Raw genomic sequence first — 16,229 nt, 5'->3', positions numbered from 1 at the left:
GTCAGTTCTCCAGGTCGATCTTGGTCTTCTTCAGCAAGGCGCGCCAACGCACGGTCTCGGACTGGATGAACTCGCGGAATTCGCGCGGCCCGTCGGCCTGCAGCACGACGCCGTTCGGGGCCAGCTGCTCGCGCAGGGCGGCGTCCTCCGTGACCGCCTTGAGCTCCCGCGCCAGCCGCTCCACGATGTCCTTTGGCGTGCCGGCGGGCGCAACGATCCCCCACCAGGCCGTGACGTCGTAGTCCTTCAAGCCCACCTCGGCCATGGTGGGCACATCGGGCAGATAGGGGAATCGCTTGGGCGTCGTCACCGCCAGCAGATTGAGCTTGCCTTCGCGCACGAAAGGCAACGACGAGGTGCCGCCGTCGAACATGAGCTGGACCTGTTTGCCCACCAGATCGGTGACGGCCGGCGCGCTGCCCTTGTAGGGCACGTGGACCATGTCCAGACCCGCCTGGAGGGACAGCAGCTCGGCGGCGATGTGCGTCGAGGTGCCGGCGCCGATGGACGCGTAGGCGAACTTGCCCGGCTTCTCCTTGATTCGCGCGATGAGCTCCTGCGCATTGGCCACGGGCTGGTTGGTCACCAGCAGCAGCGGCGCATGGAACAGTTGGGACACCGGGGTAAGGTCGCGCTCCACGTTGTACGGCAAGCGCGCGATGCCGGCGGGATTGAGGCTCAGGTTGGTCACACTGCCCAGCAGCAGGGTGTAGCCGTCCGGCGCGGCCTTCGTGACCGCCTCCGTGGCGATGATCTGCTTGCCACCCGGCCGGTTGTCGATGACGACGGGTTGCCCCAGGCGGCGGGCCAGCTGCTGGCCCACCGAGCGCGACACCGTGTCGGCGATGCCGCCCGCCGGATACGGCACCACCAGGCGAATCGGCCTGTTGGGGTAGGCCTGGGCCTGGGCCACCGTGCACAACAACGCGCTCGCCAGCGCAACGATCAAGGCTTTACCGATTGTTTTCATCATGTCTCCTGTTGGGGTTTAGGTTCGGTAGGTGGGGGATTGGCGCTCAAGCAAGCGGCACAGGGCGGGCCAGTCCCGGTCGTGGACCGGCGTGCGCCCTGGGTTGCGGAACTGGTCGGCGACCTTGCGGGCAAGCTCTGGCGCGGCCTCGATCACGGCCGCACCACCCGACTGGGCGTCGATCTGGATCTGGCACGCCATTTCCAGGAAGTACATCAGCTCGAAGGCTTCGCGCACCGTCCGGCCCCAGGTCAGCAGACCGTGCTGGCGAAGGATCATGGCCTGGTTCTCGCCCAGGTCCCGGATCAGCCGCTCCTGCTCCGACGGGTCCAGCACCACGCCCTCGTAGTCGTGGTAGGACAGGCAGCCGTGAAAGCGCATGGCGTGCTGCGACAAAGGGAGCAGCCCGCGCCGCTGCGCCGCCACCGCCACGCCCGCCCGCGTATGGGTGTGCATGACGCAGCCGGCCTGCGGACGGGCCTTGTGGATCGCGCTGTGGATCAGGAAGCCGGCCTTGTTCAGGCCCAGGCCGCTCGGATCGGCCAGCACCGCGCCGTGCAGATCCACCTTCACCAGCAGCGAGGCGCGGATCTCATCGAACAAGGTGCCATAAGGATTGAGCAGCAGATGCTCCGTACCCGGAATACGCGCCGAAATGTGGGTGTAGATCTGGTCCGACATCCGGTAGTGGGCCGCCAGGCGGTAGCAGGCCGCCAGCTCCACCCGCGTTTGCCATTCCGCCTCGCTGACCTGGCCTTGCAGCGAGAGGCTGTTCCAGTCGATGTCTGTCGTCACGTGAGGCTCCCATCCATTTCGAGCAAGAGCTTGCCGAAGTGCGATCCGCTTTCCATGAGCCTGTGCGCGTCCGCCGCTTGCGCCGGGGAGAACACGGCCTCGATGGCCGGGCGGCCATGGCCCTTGTCCAGGTGTGGCCAGATCCGGGCCAGCAGCTCCTGTGCGATCGCGGCCTTGTGTTCGACGGTGCAGGGACGAAGGGTGCTTCCCGTGACCTGGGCGCGTTTGCGCAGCAGCGGGATCACATCGATCGTGGCCTGCGTGCCGCCCATGAACGCGATGACGGCAATGCGGCCATCCACGGCCAGCGCCTCCAGATCGCGCGCCAGGTAGGGCCCGGCGACCATGTCCAGAACCACGTCCACGCCGCGTCCACCCGTGAACGCCAAGGCCTGTTGCACGAAGTCCTGCTCGCGGTACAGGATCGTGTGGTGGGCGCCCAGCTCGCGGCAGCGCGCGGCCTTGGCCTCGGAGCCGCAGGTGGCCAGCACGGTGGCCCCCATGGCCCGCGCCATCTGGATGGCGGCATTGCCCACGCCGCCGGAGCCACCATGGACCAGCACCACCTCGCCGGCCGCCAGGCGGGCGCGGCGAAAGAGGTTGTCCCACACGGTGAAGGCGGCCTCGGGCAGGCCTGCCGCATCGCGCAGGCTCCAGCCTTGCGGCACCGGCAGGCAGTGCCCCGCGGGCGCCACGCAGTAGTCGGCGTAACCACCGCCAGGGGTCAGCGCGCACACGCGATCGCCCAGTCGCCAGCCCTCTACGCCTTCGCCCACCGCAGCCACCCGCCCCGCCACTTCCAGGCCCAGCACCGTGGAGGCTCCCGGCGGTGGCGGGTAACGCCCGATGCGCTGCGCGCAATCGGGGCGGTTCACACCCGCATACGCCACCTGGATCAGGATGTCCCCTGGCCCCGGCACGGGCTGGCGCATCTCGCGCACGGCCAGGACCTCGGGGCCACCGCCACCGCCGTGGTCGATGTAACGCATGGTGTTGTTCCTCACATCAGTTTGTACATGCGCCGGGCCGCGTCTCGAATGGCGGCGACGGAGGGCACCAGCACGTCCTGCAGGTGCGGCGCCGCGGGCATGCGCACATCGGGCACACCGAGCCGCTGCACGGGTTCGGCCAGAGCGCCAAAGCACTCCTGCTGGATGCGCGCCGCGATCTCGGCGCCAAAGCCACCCGTCACGTTGGCTTCGTGAACGATCAGCAGGCGGGTCGTCTTGCGCACGCTGGCGCGCAAGGCCTCCCAGTCGAAGGGCGCGATCCAGCGCGCGTCGATCACCTCCGCGCGGATGCCGTCCTCGCGCGCCAGCGCTTCGCCCGCCTGCCGGGCGCGCTCCACCATCGCACCCCAACTCACGATCGTGAGGTCCGTGCCCGCCAGGACCAGGCGGGCCCCGCTGGCGCTCTGGACCGGGCCGTCGATGCGCACCGGGGCGGCAGCGCCGTGGTACAGACCCCGGTTCTCGATCACCAGACAGGGATCGTCGCTCTCGTTGGCCGCCAGCAGCATGTCGTACGCGTCCTGCGGCGTCGCCGGCAGACCGACACGCAGCCCCGGCACGTGGGCGTACATCGCTTCCAGGTTTTGCGAATGCTGGGCGCAGGAACCCGGCAGCGCGCCCTGCTGCGTGCGGATCGTCAGCGGCGCCTGCATCTTCCCGGCCGAGACATAGCGGACGTTCGCGGCCTGGTTCACGATCTGGTCCATGGCCACCAGGCTGAAGTCGATCCACATGATCTCGACGATGGGACGCAAGCCGCACATGGCCGCGCCCACCGCCGCCCCCAGCATCGCCGTTTCGCTGATGGGCGTATCGAATACGCGGGCAACGCCGAACTCGCGCTGCAGGTCCTTGGTGACGCCGAACACGCCGCCGGGCTTGCCCACGTCTTCGCCATACAAAATGGTCTCGCGGCGCTCGGTCAGCGCTCGGCGAAGCGCCGCGTTCACGGCCTTCGCGTAGCTCAGTTCGACGGTGACCGCGTCTGCTTTCGGTTCATGCATACAGGTGCTCCATGACGGTGGCCTCGCTGGCCAGGGGGGCTTCGAGCGCGCGCTGCGTGGCCTCATTGATGTCGAGCGCTGCCTTGGCGCACTGGGCGTCCAGCGTGTCCTCGGACACACCGCTTCGCCTCAAACGCTCCCGCAACCGGACGATGGGCTCGTGCAGCTTGGCCTGCGTCACCTCGCCAGCGGGGCGGTACGACTGCATGTCGCCGTAGTAGTGGCCCACCAGGCGCTGCGTCATCATCTCGATCAGGACAGGACCCTTGCCATCGCGCAGCTGCTTGGCGTAGTGCGCCACGCAGGTTTGGACTTCGTGCACGTTGTTGCCGTCGATGCGCACGCCATCCATGCCGAACGCACGGGCCCGCCTGAACAGCGCCGGGTCGCGCACCGTCTCGGCAATCGGGGTCAGTTCCGCGTAGGTGTTGTTCTCGCAGACGAACATCACGGGCAGGCGCTGGTACGAGGCGAAGTTCATCGCTTCGGCGATCGCCCCCTGGTTCATGGCGCCGTCGCCAAAGGCCGTGACGGCGATGGCGCCGTCGCCGGCGTGCAGGCTGGCCAGGGCCGCGCCGCAGGCGATCGGTGCGCCGGCGCCGACGATGGAGTTCTCGCCGTAGAAGCCCCAGTCCACCGCGCTGAAGTACGCGGAGCCGCCACGGCCCCGGCAGACGCCGGTCTCGCGGGCCAGGAGCTCGGCGAGGATGCCCTCTGAAGGCACACCGCAGGCCAGGGCCCAGCCGTGGCCTCGGTAGGTGGAGAACACGCGGTCGCCGCGCTGCAGCGCGGCGCAGGCGCCGGCGTAGATGGCCTCCTGGCCGATGCAGAGATGCACCGACCCCTGGATGTCACCTTGCCTGCGCAGCTCGGAAATTTTTTCCTCCAAGAAGCGGATGCGGTGCATCGTCAGCAAAAGATCGAGCGCTTCGCTCACCGCGTCAGCGGCCAATGGTTCAAGTGTGTAGTTCATGTTGGTTCAGTCTTGTCGTGGACTCGCCGCCAGCGCGCTGCAATGGCGTTGGGCCAGCGCATCGGCGGTCTTGACGAGCAGCCCCAGGTCGGAGCCGAGGGCGAAAAGGTTGGCGCCCGCAGCGCGGTAGAGGGGCACGTCGGCTTCCGCGCACAGAACGCCGGCGCTCTTGCCGGCCTGTCGAATCCGCCGCAGGCCAGCAGAAACCGCCTCGACGACCTCCGGGTGCCCCGGCTGCCCGAGCAGGCCCATGTCGGCGGCCAGGTCGTTGGGGCCGACGAACACACCATCCACGCCGGGCGTGGCCGCGATGCGCTCGGCGTCTTTCACGGACGCCGCCGTTTCGACCTGGACGATGAGGCTGAAGCGGTCTTCCGCGCGGGCCAGGTAGTCGCGATCGCGCCCGTAGCGGGTGGCGCGCACCGAGCCGGCGACGCCCCGCACGCCGTGCGGCGGGTAGCGGGTGAAGCGAACGGCCTGAGCCGCTTCTTCGGCGCTCTGCACATTGGGCACCATGAGCCCGGCCACGCCCATGTCCAACAGGAGCTTGATGGCCACGAGGTCCAGGCTCGCCAGGCGCACGATGGGCACCGTGGGGCTGTCAGCGAGGGCGCACAACTGGGCGTGCAACTGGGGCAGCGAGTTCGGCGTGTGCTCCGCATCGAACAACAGGTAGTCGAATCCGCTGCCCGCCAGGGCCTCCACCACCTGCACGCCATAGGAACAGCAGAAGAGGCCGGCCGTCATCTCGGCGCCCAACAGGCGGCGCTTGAAGGAAGCGGCGCGTGTCATGCGTTCTCCTCCTGGCCGCGCGGCACCACCACGCCTTGCACGTGCCCGAACCGTTCCATCATGACGTCAGACAGCGACTTGCCCTGGTCGGCCACCCAGCCGCCCGAGCGCATCGTGTAGCCCCGCGGAAACCCGCGGGCGGCGGGCTCCTCGCCGCGCTCGGCCAAGGCGCGCACGGCCTGAAGCATGGCGCGGCGAAAGCGCACGACGCCGATGTCGGTGGCGAACAGGTGCTCGCGGGTGCGGTCCGCAATCTCGCCCTGGCTGTCCTGGATCGCCGCATCCTGCTCGGACACACCTTCGATACCGGTGAAGCTGGTCTTCTTCTGCACCTCCCGGTCGATGAGGTAGTCGTTGCCTTTGGTGCGCAAGGGCACGTAGCGCTCATCCACCTCCGCGTGCACCGTATGCCCCCGGCGGCAGCGCTCGAGTTCCTGCTCCGTCAAAGGCCGATCCGGGTTCCAGGTGTAGGTGTAGATCCAGCAGGACCGGTCATCCACCGGCACGAAGGTCTGCCCGTGGTAGTTCTCGCCGGGGAACGCGCTGGGCACCAGGGCGTGGTTCGGCTGCATGAACTGGGCGATGCGCCAGTACAGCTGCCCGTCATCGGCCCGCCGTGCGCCGCCGATGGTCAGCCCCACATGGGTCTCGTTGATCTCGAAGCGCGGCATCGGATCGTCGCGAACCCAGCGGATGCGGGCGTTCTGTTCGCCCTGCGCGCCGATGGCCGCGTGCTGGAGCATGGCCAGCGCCTGGGCTTCGTCCTGGGCCACCACCATGTGCAGGAAAGAAAAGTGGGCCGTGTCGATGGCCCCCTCCAGGCACTGCACCCAATTGCAGTCCTGCCACTTCTTCGACACGTAGCAGTGCGACGCCGGCAGCGTCATGAACTCCAGCAGGGGCGGTTCGGGGATGTTCTGCGGCGGCCCCATGTAGGCCCAGACGTAGCCGCCCGCCTCGCGGGTGGGATAGGCCTTGATGCGCAGCCGCTCCCTGTTGGTGCCGGCCGGCGCGATGGGAATGTCGACGCAGTGGCCATCGACATCGAACTTCAGGCCATGGAACACACAGCGCAGGCCGCATTCTTCGTTGCGGCCGTAGTAGAGGTTCGCGCCGCGGTGCGGGCACACCGGATCGACCAGACCGATGCGGCCCTGGGTATCACGGAACGCCAACAGATCCTCGCCCAGCACCGTCACTTTCTTCGGCGGGCAGTCGGGCTCGGGCAGCTCGCGGGACAGCAGCACGGGCATCCAGAAGCGGCGCAGGTACTGGCCCATCGGTGTGGCCGGCCCGGAATGGGTGAGCAGGTCGTTGTCTTCTTGACTCAGCATGGGGAGGTTTCTTTCACGGTCAAAGGCGCACCATCTCGAAGTCCTGCTTCGAGACACCGCAATCCGGGCAGGTCCAGCTGTCGGGCACCTCTTCCCAGCGGGTGCCGGGGGCGAGGCCGGCCTGCGGGGCGCCCGTCCGCTCGTCATAGACCCAACCACACACCACGCACAGCCAGGTGCTGAAGGGAGGGCCGTCTGGAGGGGCTGCTTCGGATCGCATGGCGCCAGTGTTGCGACAGGCCGAACTAGAATCAACGTGAGTTCGGATTAACGGAATATTGTTCGACTATGCAGAACAAAAACCCTGGATTGCAGACCGAAGACGACAGCACGGACCGCCAGTTCGCCACCACCCTGGCGCGCGGCCTCGACATCCTTCGCTGCTTCTCTCCCGATCGCCCATCCCTGGGCAACAAGGAGCTGGCGGCGCTCACCGGCTTGCCCAAGGCGACGGTGTCGCGCTTCACCTACACGCTGGTGCGGCTGGGCTATCTGCGCACGGAAGCCCGGTCCACGCGGTACGAGCTGGGCTCGGCGGTGCTGTCGCTGTCCTACCCCCTCCTGGCCAGCATGAACATGCGGCAGATCGCGCGCCCCGCGATGCACGAGTTCGCCGACGCCATTCAGGGCTCGGTCTCGCTGGGGATGCGCGATCGGCTCGACATCGTGTACGTCGAGACAGCGCGGGCGCGCAACGTTTACTCCACCCGCATGGCGGAAGTGGGCCTCACCCATCCCCTGGTGGCCAGCGCCATGGGGCGGGCCTACCTGTGCGCCTGCACCCCGGAGGAGAGAGAGAGCCTGCTGAACGAAACGCGCGTCAAAAGGCCCGAGCTGTGGGCCCAACACCGGCCGATGCTGGAACGCAGCCTGGCCGAGTTCCGTCAGCTGCGGTTCTGCTACTCGTACGGCGATCTGCGTCCAGACATCTATGCTGCAGCGGTCCCGCTGCGCCGCGGCGCCCACTCGGAAATCCTCGTGATGAACTGCGTGGTGCAGTCCTACCAGATCCGCTCCGGCGATCTGGAGCGGGAAATCGGCCCTCGCTTGGCGGCCCTGGCCGAAAGCCTGGATGGTGGCGTGCGCTAGCCGCGCAAGGTCCACGCCTCAGGGGACGGGCGCCCCGGTGCGCGTGTTCCGCTTCGCCCGGGCGCGCAGCCGTTCGGCACGCCCTTGTCATTTCACGGTCAGCCGCAGCACCTTCCCGTCGCTGTCGTCCGTCAGCACATAGAGCCAGCCGTCCGGCCCCTCGCGCACGTCGCGGATGCGCTGGTTCAGTTCGGTCAGCAGGCGCTCCTGGTGCACCACGCGCCCGCCCTCCATCTGCAGGCGCACCAGGTGGCGGAACTTGAGCGAGCCGGTGAAGGCGTTGCCCTGCCAGGCCGCGCCGTAGCGGTCGCCGCGCAGAAACACCAGGCCCGAGGGCGCGATGGAAGGCACCCAGTACTGCACCGGCTGCTCCAGGCCCGCGCGGCTCGTCAGGCCGGCGCCGATGCGCCCGCCGCCGTAGTTTTCGCCGTAGGTGATGAGGGGCCAGCCGTAGTTCTTGCCGGCCTCGGGGCGGTTGAGTTCGTCGCCGCCCTGCGGGCCATGCTCGATGGTCCAGAGCGCGCCGTCCGGTCCCAGGGCCGCGCCCTGGATGTTGCGGTGGCCGAGGGTCCAGATCTCGGGCAGCGCGCGCGCCTGCTTCGTGAACGGGTTGTCGGGGTGTGGCTGGCCATTGGCCAGCACGCGCACCACCTTGCCGTGGTGGTTGTCCAGGGTCTGCGCGTCGTGCATGCGCAGGTAGCGGTCGCCCAGGGTGAGGAAGAAGCTGCCGTCGTCCGCCTGCACGATGCGGCAGCCAAAGTGCAGCCGGCTGCCCACCTTGGGCTTCTGGCTGAAGACCACGCGCAGGTTCTCGAGCGCGGTGCGGTCGTCCGACAGCCGCGCCGAGGCCATGGCGGTGGAATTGCCCACCAGCCCGGGCTCGCTGTAGCAGAAGTGCACGGTGCGGTTGCGGGCGAAGTCGCGGTCGGTGATGACGTCGAGCAGGCCACCCTGGCCCACGGCATCGACCTCGGGCAGGCCCTTGAGCGGCGGGCTGAGGCGGCCGTCGGCCTCCACCACCCGCAGGCGCCCGGGGCGCTCGGTCACGAGCAGTCGCCCGTCGCCGATGAAGGCCAGGCCCCAGGGGTTCTGCAGGCCGCCGGCCACCACCTCGGGCGTCAGGCGCACCGCCGGCTGGGCCAGGGCACCGGCGAAGGCCAGGCCGCCGGCCAGGGCGAAGAACAGGGGGCGAAGGCGTCGGATCATGGAATCTCCCATCGGTTCGAGGTGTTCAAGGCGTGCCCCGATGGAGGCGAGCGCCGGCGCCCGGGTTCCCGCGGGGCGTGTTCGCGCCCTAACCGAACGGCCGCACGCCGATCAGGAAGCCGTGCGCCCAGAACGCGAACACCACGTACAGCAGCAGGCCGCCCACCAGCGCGATGGCGTCGTTGGCCTTGCCGGGTCCGAAGGTGTGCGGGGCGCGCAGCAGGCCGGCGGACGCGCGGCGCTTGAGCGAGACCCGGTCGGCCACGGCCCAGGCCAGGAAGGCGCCGAACAGCACCACGTCCGCCAGGCCGCCATTGGCCAGCAGGTGGGCCAGCGCCCACAGCTTGGTGGCCGCCAGCATGGGGTGCTTCGCGGCGCGCTGGATGCGCCCGGGCAGGTAGGCCGACAGCAGCAGCACGAAAACCGGCAGCATCAGCACGGCGGCCACGTGGCGCATGGCCACGGGCGGGGTCCACAGCAGCACCGGGTTCTGCCGTGCGGCGCTGTAGCCGGCCACGATGAGGCCGAAACCGGCCAGGGCCACCAGCGTGTAGAGCCCCTTCCAGGGCCCCTCGCCGATGCGGTGCGCGACCGCGTGCCGCCAGCGCGGCGCGGCGATCGACACCGAATGGATGCCAAGAAACAGCACCAATCCGAGCACAAGCCAGTCCATGGTCGACTCCCGTCGTGGGTGGAACGCAAAGACCGCGATGGTCTCACGGCGCCGGCCGCGCGCGGCGGGCGATCGCCAGCTCTTCGGCGACCAGCTCGGCCAGCGCCTCGGGACCGAAGCGCGTCAGGCCGCGGCCGTTGACGAAGAAGGTGGGCGTCTTCTCCACGTAGAGCGCATTGAGGTCTTCCACCTCCTGCTTCAGCAGGGCCTCCATCTCGGGACGCTGCATGTCCTGCAGGGCGCGCTCGATGTCCAGCCCGGCCTGCTTGGCGGCGGCGAAGGCCAGCGAGGGATTGGGCTGCGCATGATCCGCCCAGGCGGGCTGCGCGTCCAGCACCGCTTCCAGCACGGGCTGGTACAGCCCCTGGCGGCGCGCCGCTTCCAGCAGCTTGACGACGCTGTCGGAGCCGGGATGGAACGGGGCGTAGCGGATCACGAGTTTCACCTCGCTGGGGTACTGCGCCAGCAAGGCCTTGACGAAGGGGTGGAAGGCGCGGCAGGCCTCGCAGGACGGGTCAAAGAACTCGACGATGGTCACCGGCGCGCCGGCCGGGCCCAGCACGGGCGAATGCATGCGCTGCAGGCGGGCCGGGTCGGCCCGCTGGGGCGCCGGCGCTTCGGCCGGCGCGCGCTGCTGCCAGGCCCACAGGCCGAGCGCGAAAAAAGTCAGGAGCACGCCCAGCAGGACGGCGGTGGTGAGGGGTCTGGTTTTCATGGGGAATCGGATCGGAGGGGGATGGGCCGTGGCCTGGTCGGCGCGGGCCCGGCGCCGCGCGGGCGGCGAAGGAAGGGAGCGTGTAGGGATGGCGCGCCGCGCCGCCAGGCGCGGGGCCTCAGGCGGGCTGGCGCGGCGCCCCGTGGCGCGCGGCGGGCCAGTTGGGGCGCTCCGGGCGGCTCGGGTGCCCGTCGCTCGGACGCCAGGGGGCGGCGCTCGGCGCGGCGCCGCGGCTGGCGGGCAACACTGCGCCGGGTGGTGGCAGCGCCACGCCGTGCGCGTGGCAAGGGTCGCCGTCCAGGCCAGCGGACACCGCGGTCTGGACGGCCTGTCCGGACGCGGCCTCGGCATCACCGGTCTCGGCGGCCACCACCTTGGCCGCCGCCCCCGCGCCGTGCACGCCATGCGCCAGCGCCGACACCAGCGGCGCGCACAGCAGCAGCAGGATCAACAGCCAGCGGCGAACGGACACGGGCGAACGCTTGCGGCAGCGCTCAGGCCGCGCGCCGCTGTTCCATGGCCAGGCGCACCGCCAGCGCGGCCAGCACCGTGCCCATCACGTAGCGCTGCGCCGCCAGCCAGCGCGGGCTGCGCGCGAACCACAGCGCCAGCCTCGCGGCCGACAGCACGATGCTCAGGTTCACGCAGAAGCTCACCACGATCTGCGTCAGGCCGAGCTGCACGCTCTGTGCGAACACCGAGCCGTGCGCGGGCGAGACGAACTGCGGAAAGATCGACAAGTAGAAGACCGCGATCTTGGGGTTGAGCAGGTTGGTGAAGAAGCCCATGAGGAAGAGCTTGCGCGGCGGGTCGGCCGGCAGGTCCTGCGCCTCGAAGGGCGAGCGCGCGCCCGGCTTCACCGACTGCCAGGCCAGGTAGAGCAGGTAGGCCGCGCCAGCCCACTTGAGCAGTTCGTAGGCCAGGGGCACCGCCATGAACAGCGCGGTGAGGCCCACGGCCGCCGCGAACATGTGCGCCAGAAAGCCCACGACCACGCCCAGGAGCGAGATCACGCCCGCCCGCTTGCCCTGACAGAGCGAGCGCGACAGCAGGTACACCATGTTGGGGCCGGGCGTGACGGCCACGAACAGGGCGGCGGCCGCGAACAGCAGCCAGTCGTTCAGGGGAACCAAGGGGTATCTCCGGTGGGCGGTGGGTTCGAATGGTAGAGGGTCCGCCGTTTCCGGCGCTGGCGGCGGGAATGGTCCAGGTGCGGATCGATTTTCCCGATCGCTTAATTAAATCAATTCACAGGCATATATCTTGTTATATTTATGCCATGGAAGACGTTGTCAAAGCGCTTGGGCTGCTGACCCTGGGCACGCGCCTGAAGCGCGTCGGCGAGCGGCTGCAGGCGCAGACGCAGGCCGTCATCGAAGCCGAGGGCGTGGACCTGCCCTCGTCCCACCTGCCGGTGCTGGCCACGCTGCAGCGCCTGGGGCCGCTCACGGTGGGCGACATCGCCCTGGCGCTGGGCGTGAGCCAGCCCGGCGTGACACGACAGCTGGGCAAGCTGCAGGAGGCCGGCCTGGTGATCGCGCGCCAATCGGCCGGCGACCTGCGGCTGCGCACCATCGAATTGACCGAGGCCGGCCAGCGCCATGTGGCCCATGCCTGGCGCTACACCTGGCCGGCCATCGAGGCCGCCGTGGCCGAGGCCTGCGCGCCACACGGCCCCGCCCTGCTCGCCCTGCTCCAGGCCCTGGAAGAGGCCCTGGACGCGCAAGACTTGCTGGCGCGCGTGAACCGCCACCAGCGCACCGCCGGAGACCCGCATGCACCCGCTTGACCACCCCGTCTGGGCCAGCCTCACCGGCGCGCACGCGCCCCTCTCCGTGGGCGGCGCGCGGGCGCGCCGCTACCTGCCCGACGTCAACCGCTTCGCGGCCACGCCCGACGACGGCCCCGAGTCCCTGGCCGCGCTGGCGGCCCTGCTGGCGCCGGGCGAGAGCGTGCTCCTGCTGCAGGTGCCGCCGATCGAGGCGCCGCCCGGGCTGCGGGTGGTCAAGCGCGCCCTGGGCGTGCAGATGGGGGCCACGCGCGATCTGCGCGGCGAGGACATCGGCGAGGGCATCGCCGCGCTGGGCGAGCCCGACGCGCCCGAGATGCTCATGCTGGCCACCCTGACCGAGCCCGGACCCTTCCTCGCACGCACCCATGCGATGGGCGACTTCATCGGCGTGCGCCGCGAAGGCCGTTTGGTGGCCATGGCCGGCGAGCGCTTCCGCGTGCCGGGCCATGCCGAAGTGAGTGGCGTGTGCACGCACCCCGAGGCGCGCGGCCTGGGCCTGGCGCGGCGCCTGTCGGCGGCGGTGGCGGCGCGCATCCAGGCGCGCGGCGAGCAGCCCTTCCTGCACGCCTGGGAGACCAACACACCGGCGATCGCGCTGTACGAGACGCTGGGTTTTCGGGTGCGAACGAAGGTCAACGTGGCGGTGCTGGAGCGCGTGGCCGGCTGAGGCCGCGGCCCGCCGGGCCTGTCAAGCGCCAAAGCGCCGGCGCGTGGAACCTCCCTCGGATGGGGGATGCCGGCCGCCCAAGCGCCGCGCTATGTTGCGCACCGGGCCATGGGTGTGCCCTGGGGAGTAGCGCGATGTTCAAGGCGTACGGTGCAACGGTCTCCCTGCTCAGCGTGGCTTGCCTGGTGCCAGGCTGTTCCGTGTTCACACCGCCCAAGGCCAAGCCGGTCATCGAAGACCGCGTGTCCGATTGGGGCGTCAAGAAGATCGGTGTCCTGGCCACCACCGCCGAGCGCCGGGTGGTGCTGGTCAGCATGCCCGAGAAGCGGTTCTGCGCGGAAGCGCCGCCCGACGTGGGCGAGGCGGTGTCCAGCGCCCTCAGCACCTCGCTGGACGCGCAGGGAACCGGCAAGATCACCGGACTGGAAGCCCAGCTGCAACAACAGCTCGCCACCTCGCTCCTGCAGCTGTCGCACCGGTCGCAAGGCCTGGAGCTCTACCGGGCCTCGACCTTCTTTCTGTGCACGCTCTACCTCAACGGCGTCATCAGCCAACAAGAGCTGGCCAGCAAGCACGACATGCTGCTGGACAAGGCCGTGGCGCTCATCAGCCAGGAGATCCCCGAGATCGCCGGCATCAAGGGCGCCATCCAGCCGGCCATGGCCGCGCCCGCCCTGAAGAGCGACGAGACGGGTCAGGCCAAAGGCTCCAAGGACGCGGCCAAGCAAGGCCAACCGGGAGCCGGGCAATGAACGGGACGGTCCGCGTGGTCGCGTTGCTGCTGGGCCTGGCGGCCGGCTCCGCCCAGGCGTTCAAGATGGGTCATGAGGAGGAGTACCGCGCCGTCGAGGACCGCACCATCGCCGGCCGGGACGCCGAAGGACACACCGTTTACGAACGCACCCAGGGCGTGGGCTCCAAGTTCGGCGATGCCATCCACGAGGACATGACGCTGGCCTCGCTGAAGCTCGCCCGGCAGCGGCCCGGGGAACTGCTGTGCAAGGTGTCGGCGCAAGACATCGAGCGCTTCGCGCGCAAGATTGACGCGGCACGCGTCGGCAACCGGGTCTGCTGCGACACGACCGCTAAATCGATCTGGTGCGACGGGGTGGTCGACCGGGTCCGCTACACGGACTTCCCGGATCGCCTGGCACCCCTGATCGCCGGCACACGCTGGCCCGACGACCCCTGCCATATGTCGGTCCGCCCCGACACCGTCACCGCCTGGGCGGCCTGGATGGTGGACCCGGGGTACCGCCGGTACGCCAACGCGAACTACAGCAGCCACTACCACCACAAGCAGTTCCTGCACGCGATGAAATCGGTGGGCTTCGGGTCCAACAAGAACAATGCCGAGACGCCAGGCGTGACCCAGCACAAGCTGATGACCTGGGCCGAGTTCGCCATGAAGGTGGCCAACGGCACCATCCCGTCGACCACGGCCTTGACCGCCGTGCCGCCCTATCTGGAACCCGGTCGCCAGAAGGCCTACAACCTGGGCTTCAGCGGCTACGGCAAGGCCAGCGTCGGGCGCCTGTTCGCGGGCACCAAGGGCGCGCCCGACCCCGACCACGTCCGCCAGATCGCGCTGGGCGCCTTGTTGCACACGGTGCAGGACTCGTTCTCTCTCAGCCACGCCAACCGCGAGCATCCGCAGGCCGCACGGCTGAAGGATCGGGGCCGCATCACCGGCTTTCGCAACTACCGCGACGAGATCCCGAGCGAGCACGGTGCGGCGGACGCGAGACCGCCCAACAACGACGGCACCACCGCCGAACTGTCCGACGCCCACCCGGTCGCCTACGGCGCGCACCTGATCGCGTGTGCCGCGTCAACCGATGACCGTGACGCCAACTGGTTGAAGCTGAAGCCCTGGCTGAGGGACCAGGTCTTCGCCATCGGCCCCCCAACGCGGCAAGGCCCCTAGACCCGGCTCAGCCGAAGCGCGCCGGCGCGTACGGCCGCGGCTCCACCAGCGGCGTCTCGCCACCCAGCAGCTCGGCCAGCAGCCGACCGCTCACCGGCCCCAGGGTGAAGCCCTGGTGCGCGTGGCCGAAGTTGAACCACAGGCCCCGGTGGCGCGGCGCGGCGCCGATGACGGGCAGCATGTCGGCCGTGCAGGGGCGCGAGCCCATCCAGGGCTGGTCCTCCACCGGCCGCGGCAGGTCGAACAACTCGCTCGCCAGCGCGTGCGCGCGCGGCACCTGCACCGGCGTGGGCGGGCTGTCCAGGCGCGCGAACTCGGCCCCCGTGGTCACGCGCACGCCCTGGCGCATGGGCACGATGACCAGGCCGCCGTCGGCGTCGAGCATCGGCAGGCGCGGCGGCTCGCCGCCGCTGTAGTGGCGGTGGTAGCCGCGCTTGACGAACAGCGGGTAGCGGTAGCCCAGCGGGCGCAGCAGGCCGTCGGACCAGGGGCCCAGCGCCACCACGGCGTGCGCCGCGTCGATCTCGCCCTCGTCGGTGCCCACCCGCCAACCCGCGCCCACCTGGCGCAGCGTGCCCGCGTCGCCGCGCAGCACGCGCCCGCCCGACTGGCGCAGCAGCGCGGCGTAGCGCGCCACGAGTTCGCCCGGGTCGTTCACCGACCAGGGGTCCAGCCAGTGGATGGCGCCGGCCAGGCGCCGGCGCAGCGCCGGCTCGGCCTGCGCGAGCGCCTCGCTGTCGAGCACGGCGTAGCGCACGCCGTACCCGTCGGCCACGCGGCGCGCGTCGGCCACGGCCTGTCGCATCGAGCCGGCCTCGCGGAACGCGTCGCGAAAGCCTTCGCGGCGCACCAGGTCCTGCGCGCCAGCCCGCTCGATCAGCGCCTGATGCTCGCTCAGGCAGTGTTCGATCAGGCGCGCGTAGGACCGCGCGATGCGCTGGTGGCTGGCGGGGCGCGAGTTCCACCAATAGCGGCCCAGCGGCCCCGCCAGCGCGGGCAAGGCGCCCAGGTGGTAGTTGACGTCGGCGCCGCGCTTGAGGGCCACGCGCGCGAGCATGGCCCAGTCGCGCGGGAAGGCGTAGGGCTCCACCGCCTCGCGCTGGATGATGCCGGCGTTGCCGTAGGAGGTTTCGCGGCCGGGCCCGCGCCGGTCGACCAGGGTGACGGCGTGGCCGCGTTGGCGCAGGTGCAGCGCGGTGCACACGCCGACCATGCCGGCGCCGAGAACGATGACGGGATCTGCCATGAGCGAAGGCGTCGTGAAGAAGTCGGGATTATTCCC

The 16,229-nt window shown here is 70.0% G+C and carries 19 protein-coding genes; 5 read left to right on the top strand and 14 right to left on the bottom strand.

Annotated elements, in window-relative coordinates; all coding sequences use genetic code 11:
- Window position 1 precedes the first annotated feature (1 nt).
- From JNX00_RS11245 to JNX00_RS11210, 8 genes are read right to left on the bottom strand one after another with little or no spacing between them, the layout of a single operon-like run.
- Window positions 2–970, bottom strand: coding sequence for a tripartite tricarboxylate transporter substrate binding protein (locus tag JNX00_RS11245; RefSeq protein ID WP_204742316.1), 969 nt, complete (start codon window positions 968–970; stop codon window positions 2–4).
- Window positions 971–988: 18 nt separating this feature from the next.
- On the bottom strand, window positions 989–1,765 hold the full coding sequence (locus JNX00_RS11240) for a class II aldolase/adducin family protein (protein WP_204742315.1): 777 nt from the start codon (window positions 1,763–1,765) through the stop codon (window positions 989–991).
- Window positions 1,762–2,754 carry an NAD(P)H-quinone oxidoreductase gene (locus tag JNX00_RS11235; protein ID WP_204742314.1) on the bottom strand — a complete coding sequence of 331 codons (993 nt, stop codon included), beginning with the start codon at window positions 2,752–2,754 and terminating at the stop codon, window positions 1,762–1,764. Before JNX00_RS11235 ends, JNX00_RS11240 begins: the two co-directional genes overlap by 4 nt.
- 11 nt (window positions 2,755–2,765) lie before the next feature.
- The gene (locus JNX00_RS11230) at window positions 2,766–3,779 is read right to left on the bottom strand and encodes a transketolase C-terminal domain-containing protein (RefSeq protein ID WP_204742313.1); all 1,014 of its coding nucleotides are present in this window, start codon (window positions 3,777–3,779) and stop codon (window positions 2,766–2,768) included.
- Window positions 3,772–4,752, bottom strand: coding sequence for a thiamine pyrophosphate-dependent dehydrogenase E1 component subunit alpha (locus tag JNX00_RS11225; RefSeq protein WP_204742312.1), 981 nt, complete (start codon window positions 4,750–4,752; stop codon window positions 3,772–3,774). The genes JNX00_RS11230 and JNX00_RS11225 overlap by 8 nt, the downstream gene beginning before the upstream one ends.
- A 6-nt stretch (window positions 4,753–4,758) precedes the next feature.
- Complete coding sequence (locus tag JNX00_RS11220; protein WP_070398587.1) at window positions 4,759–5,544, bottom strand: aldolase/citrate lyase family protein; 786 nt, start codon at window positions 5,542–5,544, stop codon at window positions 4,759–4,761.
- Entirely contained in the window at window positions 5,541–6,878 is a 1,338-nt protein-coding gene (locus JNX00_RS11215) for a Rieske 2Fe-2S domain-containing protein (protein ID WP_204742311.1), read from the bottom strand. Before JNX00_RS11215 ends, JNX00_RS11220 begins: the two co-directional genes overlap by 4 nt.
- Window positions 6,879–6,897: 19 nt before the next feature.
- On the bottom strand, window positions 6,898–7,098 hold the full coding sequence (locus JNX00_RS11210; protein WP_204742310.1) for a rubredoxin: 201 nt from the start codon (window positions 7,096–7,098) through the stop codon (window positions 6,898–6,900).
- A gap of 89 nt (window positions 7,099–7,187) precedes the next feature.
- On the opposite strand from JNX00_RS11210, the gene JNX00_RS11205 reads away from it, so the two are divergent.
- Complete coding sequence (locus tag JNX00_RS11205) at window positions 7,188–7,967, top strand: IclR family transcriptional regulator (protein WP_239478122.1); 780 nt, start codon at window positions 7,188–7,190, stop codon at window positions 7,965–7,967.
- A gap of 87 nt (window positions 7,968–8,054) precedes the next feature.
- Here JNX00_RS11205 and JNX00_RS11200 read toward each other — a convergent pair whose 3' ends face one another.
- The 5 genes from JNX00_RS11200 to JNX00_RS11180 all read right to left on the bottom strand — a co-directional run bounded on the left by JNX00_RS11200 (window position 8,055) and on the right by JNX00_RS11180 (window position 11,694).
- On the bottom strand, window positions 8,055–9,173 hold the full coding sequence (locus JNX00_RS11200) for a PQQ-dependent sugar dehydrogenase (RefSeq protein ID WP_070398589.1): 1,119 nt from the start codon (window positions 9,171–9,173) through the stop codon (window positions 8,055–8,057).
- 88 nt (window positions 9,174–9,261) lie between these two features.
- Entirely contained in the window at window positions 9,262–9,846 is a 585-nt protein-coding gene (locus tag JNX00_RS11195) for an NnrU family protein (protein WP_070398590.1), read from the bottom strand.
- A gap of 43 nt (window positions 9,847–9,889) precedes the next feature.
- Window positions 9,890–10,561 (bottom strand): thioredoxin domain-containing protein, encoded by a 672-nt coding sequence (locus tag JNX00_RS11190; protein WP_204742308.1) that lies wholly within the window; start codon window positions 10,559–10,561, stop codon window positions 9,890–9,892.
- A gap of 118 nt (window positions 10,562–10,679) precedes the next feature.
- Window positions 10,680–11,033 (bottom strand): hypothetical protein, encoded by a 354-nt coding sequence (locus JNX00_RS11185; protein ID WP_204742307.1) that lies wholly within the window; start codon window positions 11,031–11,033, stop codon window positions 10,680–10,682.
- 22 nt (window positions 11,034–11,055) lie between these two features.
- Complete coding sequence (locus JNX00_RS11180; RefSeq protein WP_204742306.1) at window positions 11,056–11,694, bottom strand: LysE family translocator; 639 nt, start codon at window positions 11,692–11,694, stop codon at window positions 11,056–11,058.
- 146 nt (window positions 11,695–11,840) lie between these two features.
- Between JNX00_RS11180 and JNX00_RS11175 the strand changes: the two genes are divergently transcribed.
- From JNX00_RS11175 to JNX00_RS11160, 4 genes are all read left to right on the top strand, one after another.
- A complete protein-coding gene (locus JNX00_RS11175; RefSeq protein ID WP_070398594.1) occupies window positions 11,841–12,350 on the top strand; it encodes a MarR family transcriptional regulator in 510 nt (169 codons plus the stop codon).
- Window positions 12,337–13,020, top strand: coding sequence for a GNAT family N-acetyltransferase (locus JNX00_RS11170; protein ID WP_204742305.1), 684 nt, complete (start codon window positions 12,337–12,339; stop codon window positions 13,018–13,020). The genes JNX00_RS11175 and JNX00_RS11170 overlap by 14 nt, the downstream gene beginning before the upstream one ends.
- Before the next feature lie 134 nt (window positions 13,021–13,154).
- Complete coding sequence (locus JNX00_RS11165) at window positions 13,155–13,772, top strand: hypothetical protein (protein ID WP_070398596.1); 618 nt, start codon at window positions 13,155–13,157, stop codon at window positions 13,770–13,772.
- On the top strand, window positions 13,769–14,947 hold the full coding sequence (locus JNX00_RS11160) for a hypothetical protein (RefSeq protein ID WP_204742304.1): 1,179 nt from the start codon (window positions 13,769–13,771) through the stop codon (window positions 14,945–14,947). Before JNX00_RS11165 ends, JNX00_RS11160 begins: the two co-directional genes overlap by 4 nt.
- A 7-nt stretch (window positions 14,948–14,954) precedes the next feature.
- On the opposite strand, the gene JNX00_RS11155 is transcribed toward JNX00_RS11160, so the two are convergent.
- Window positions 14,955–16,193 (bottom strand): FAD-dependent oxidoreductase, encoded by a 1,239-nt coding sequence (locus JNX00_RS11155; protein ID WP_204742303.1) that lies wholly within the window; start codon window positions 16,191–16,193, stop codon window positions 14,955–14,957.
- Window positions 16,194–16,229: the final 36 nt, after the last annotated feature.

The organism is Hydrogenophaga sp. YM1 (genome assembly GCF_016903055.1).
Classification (GTDB): domain Bacteria; phylum Pseudomonadota; class Gammaproteobacteria; order Burkholderiales; family Burkholderiaceae_C; genus Hydrogenophaga; species Hydrogenophaga borbori.
The sequence above is the reverse complement of the archived record's forward strand: the minus strand, read 5'-3'. Positions and strand labels throughout refer to the sequence as shown.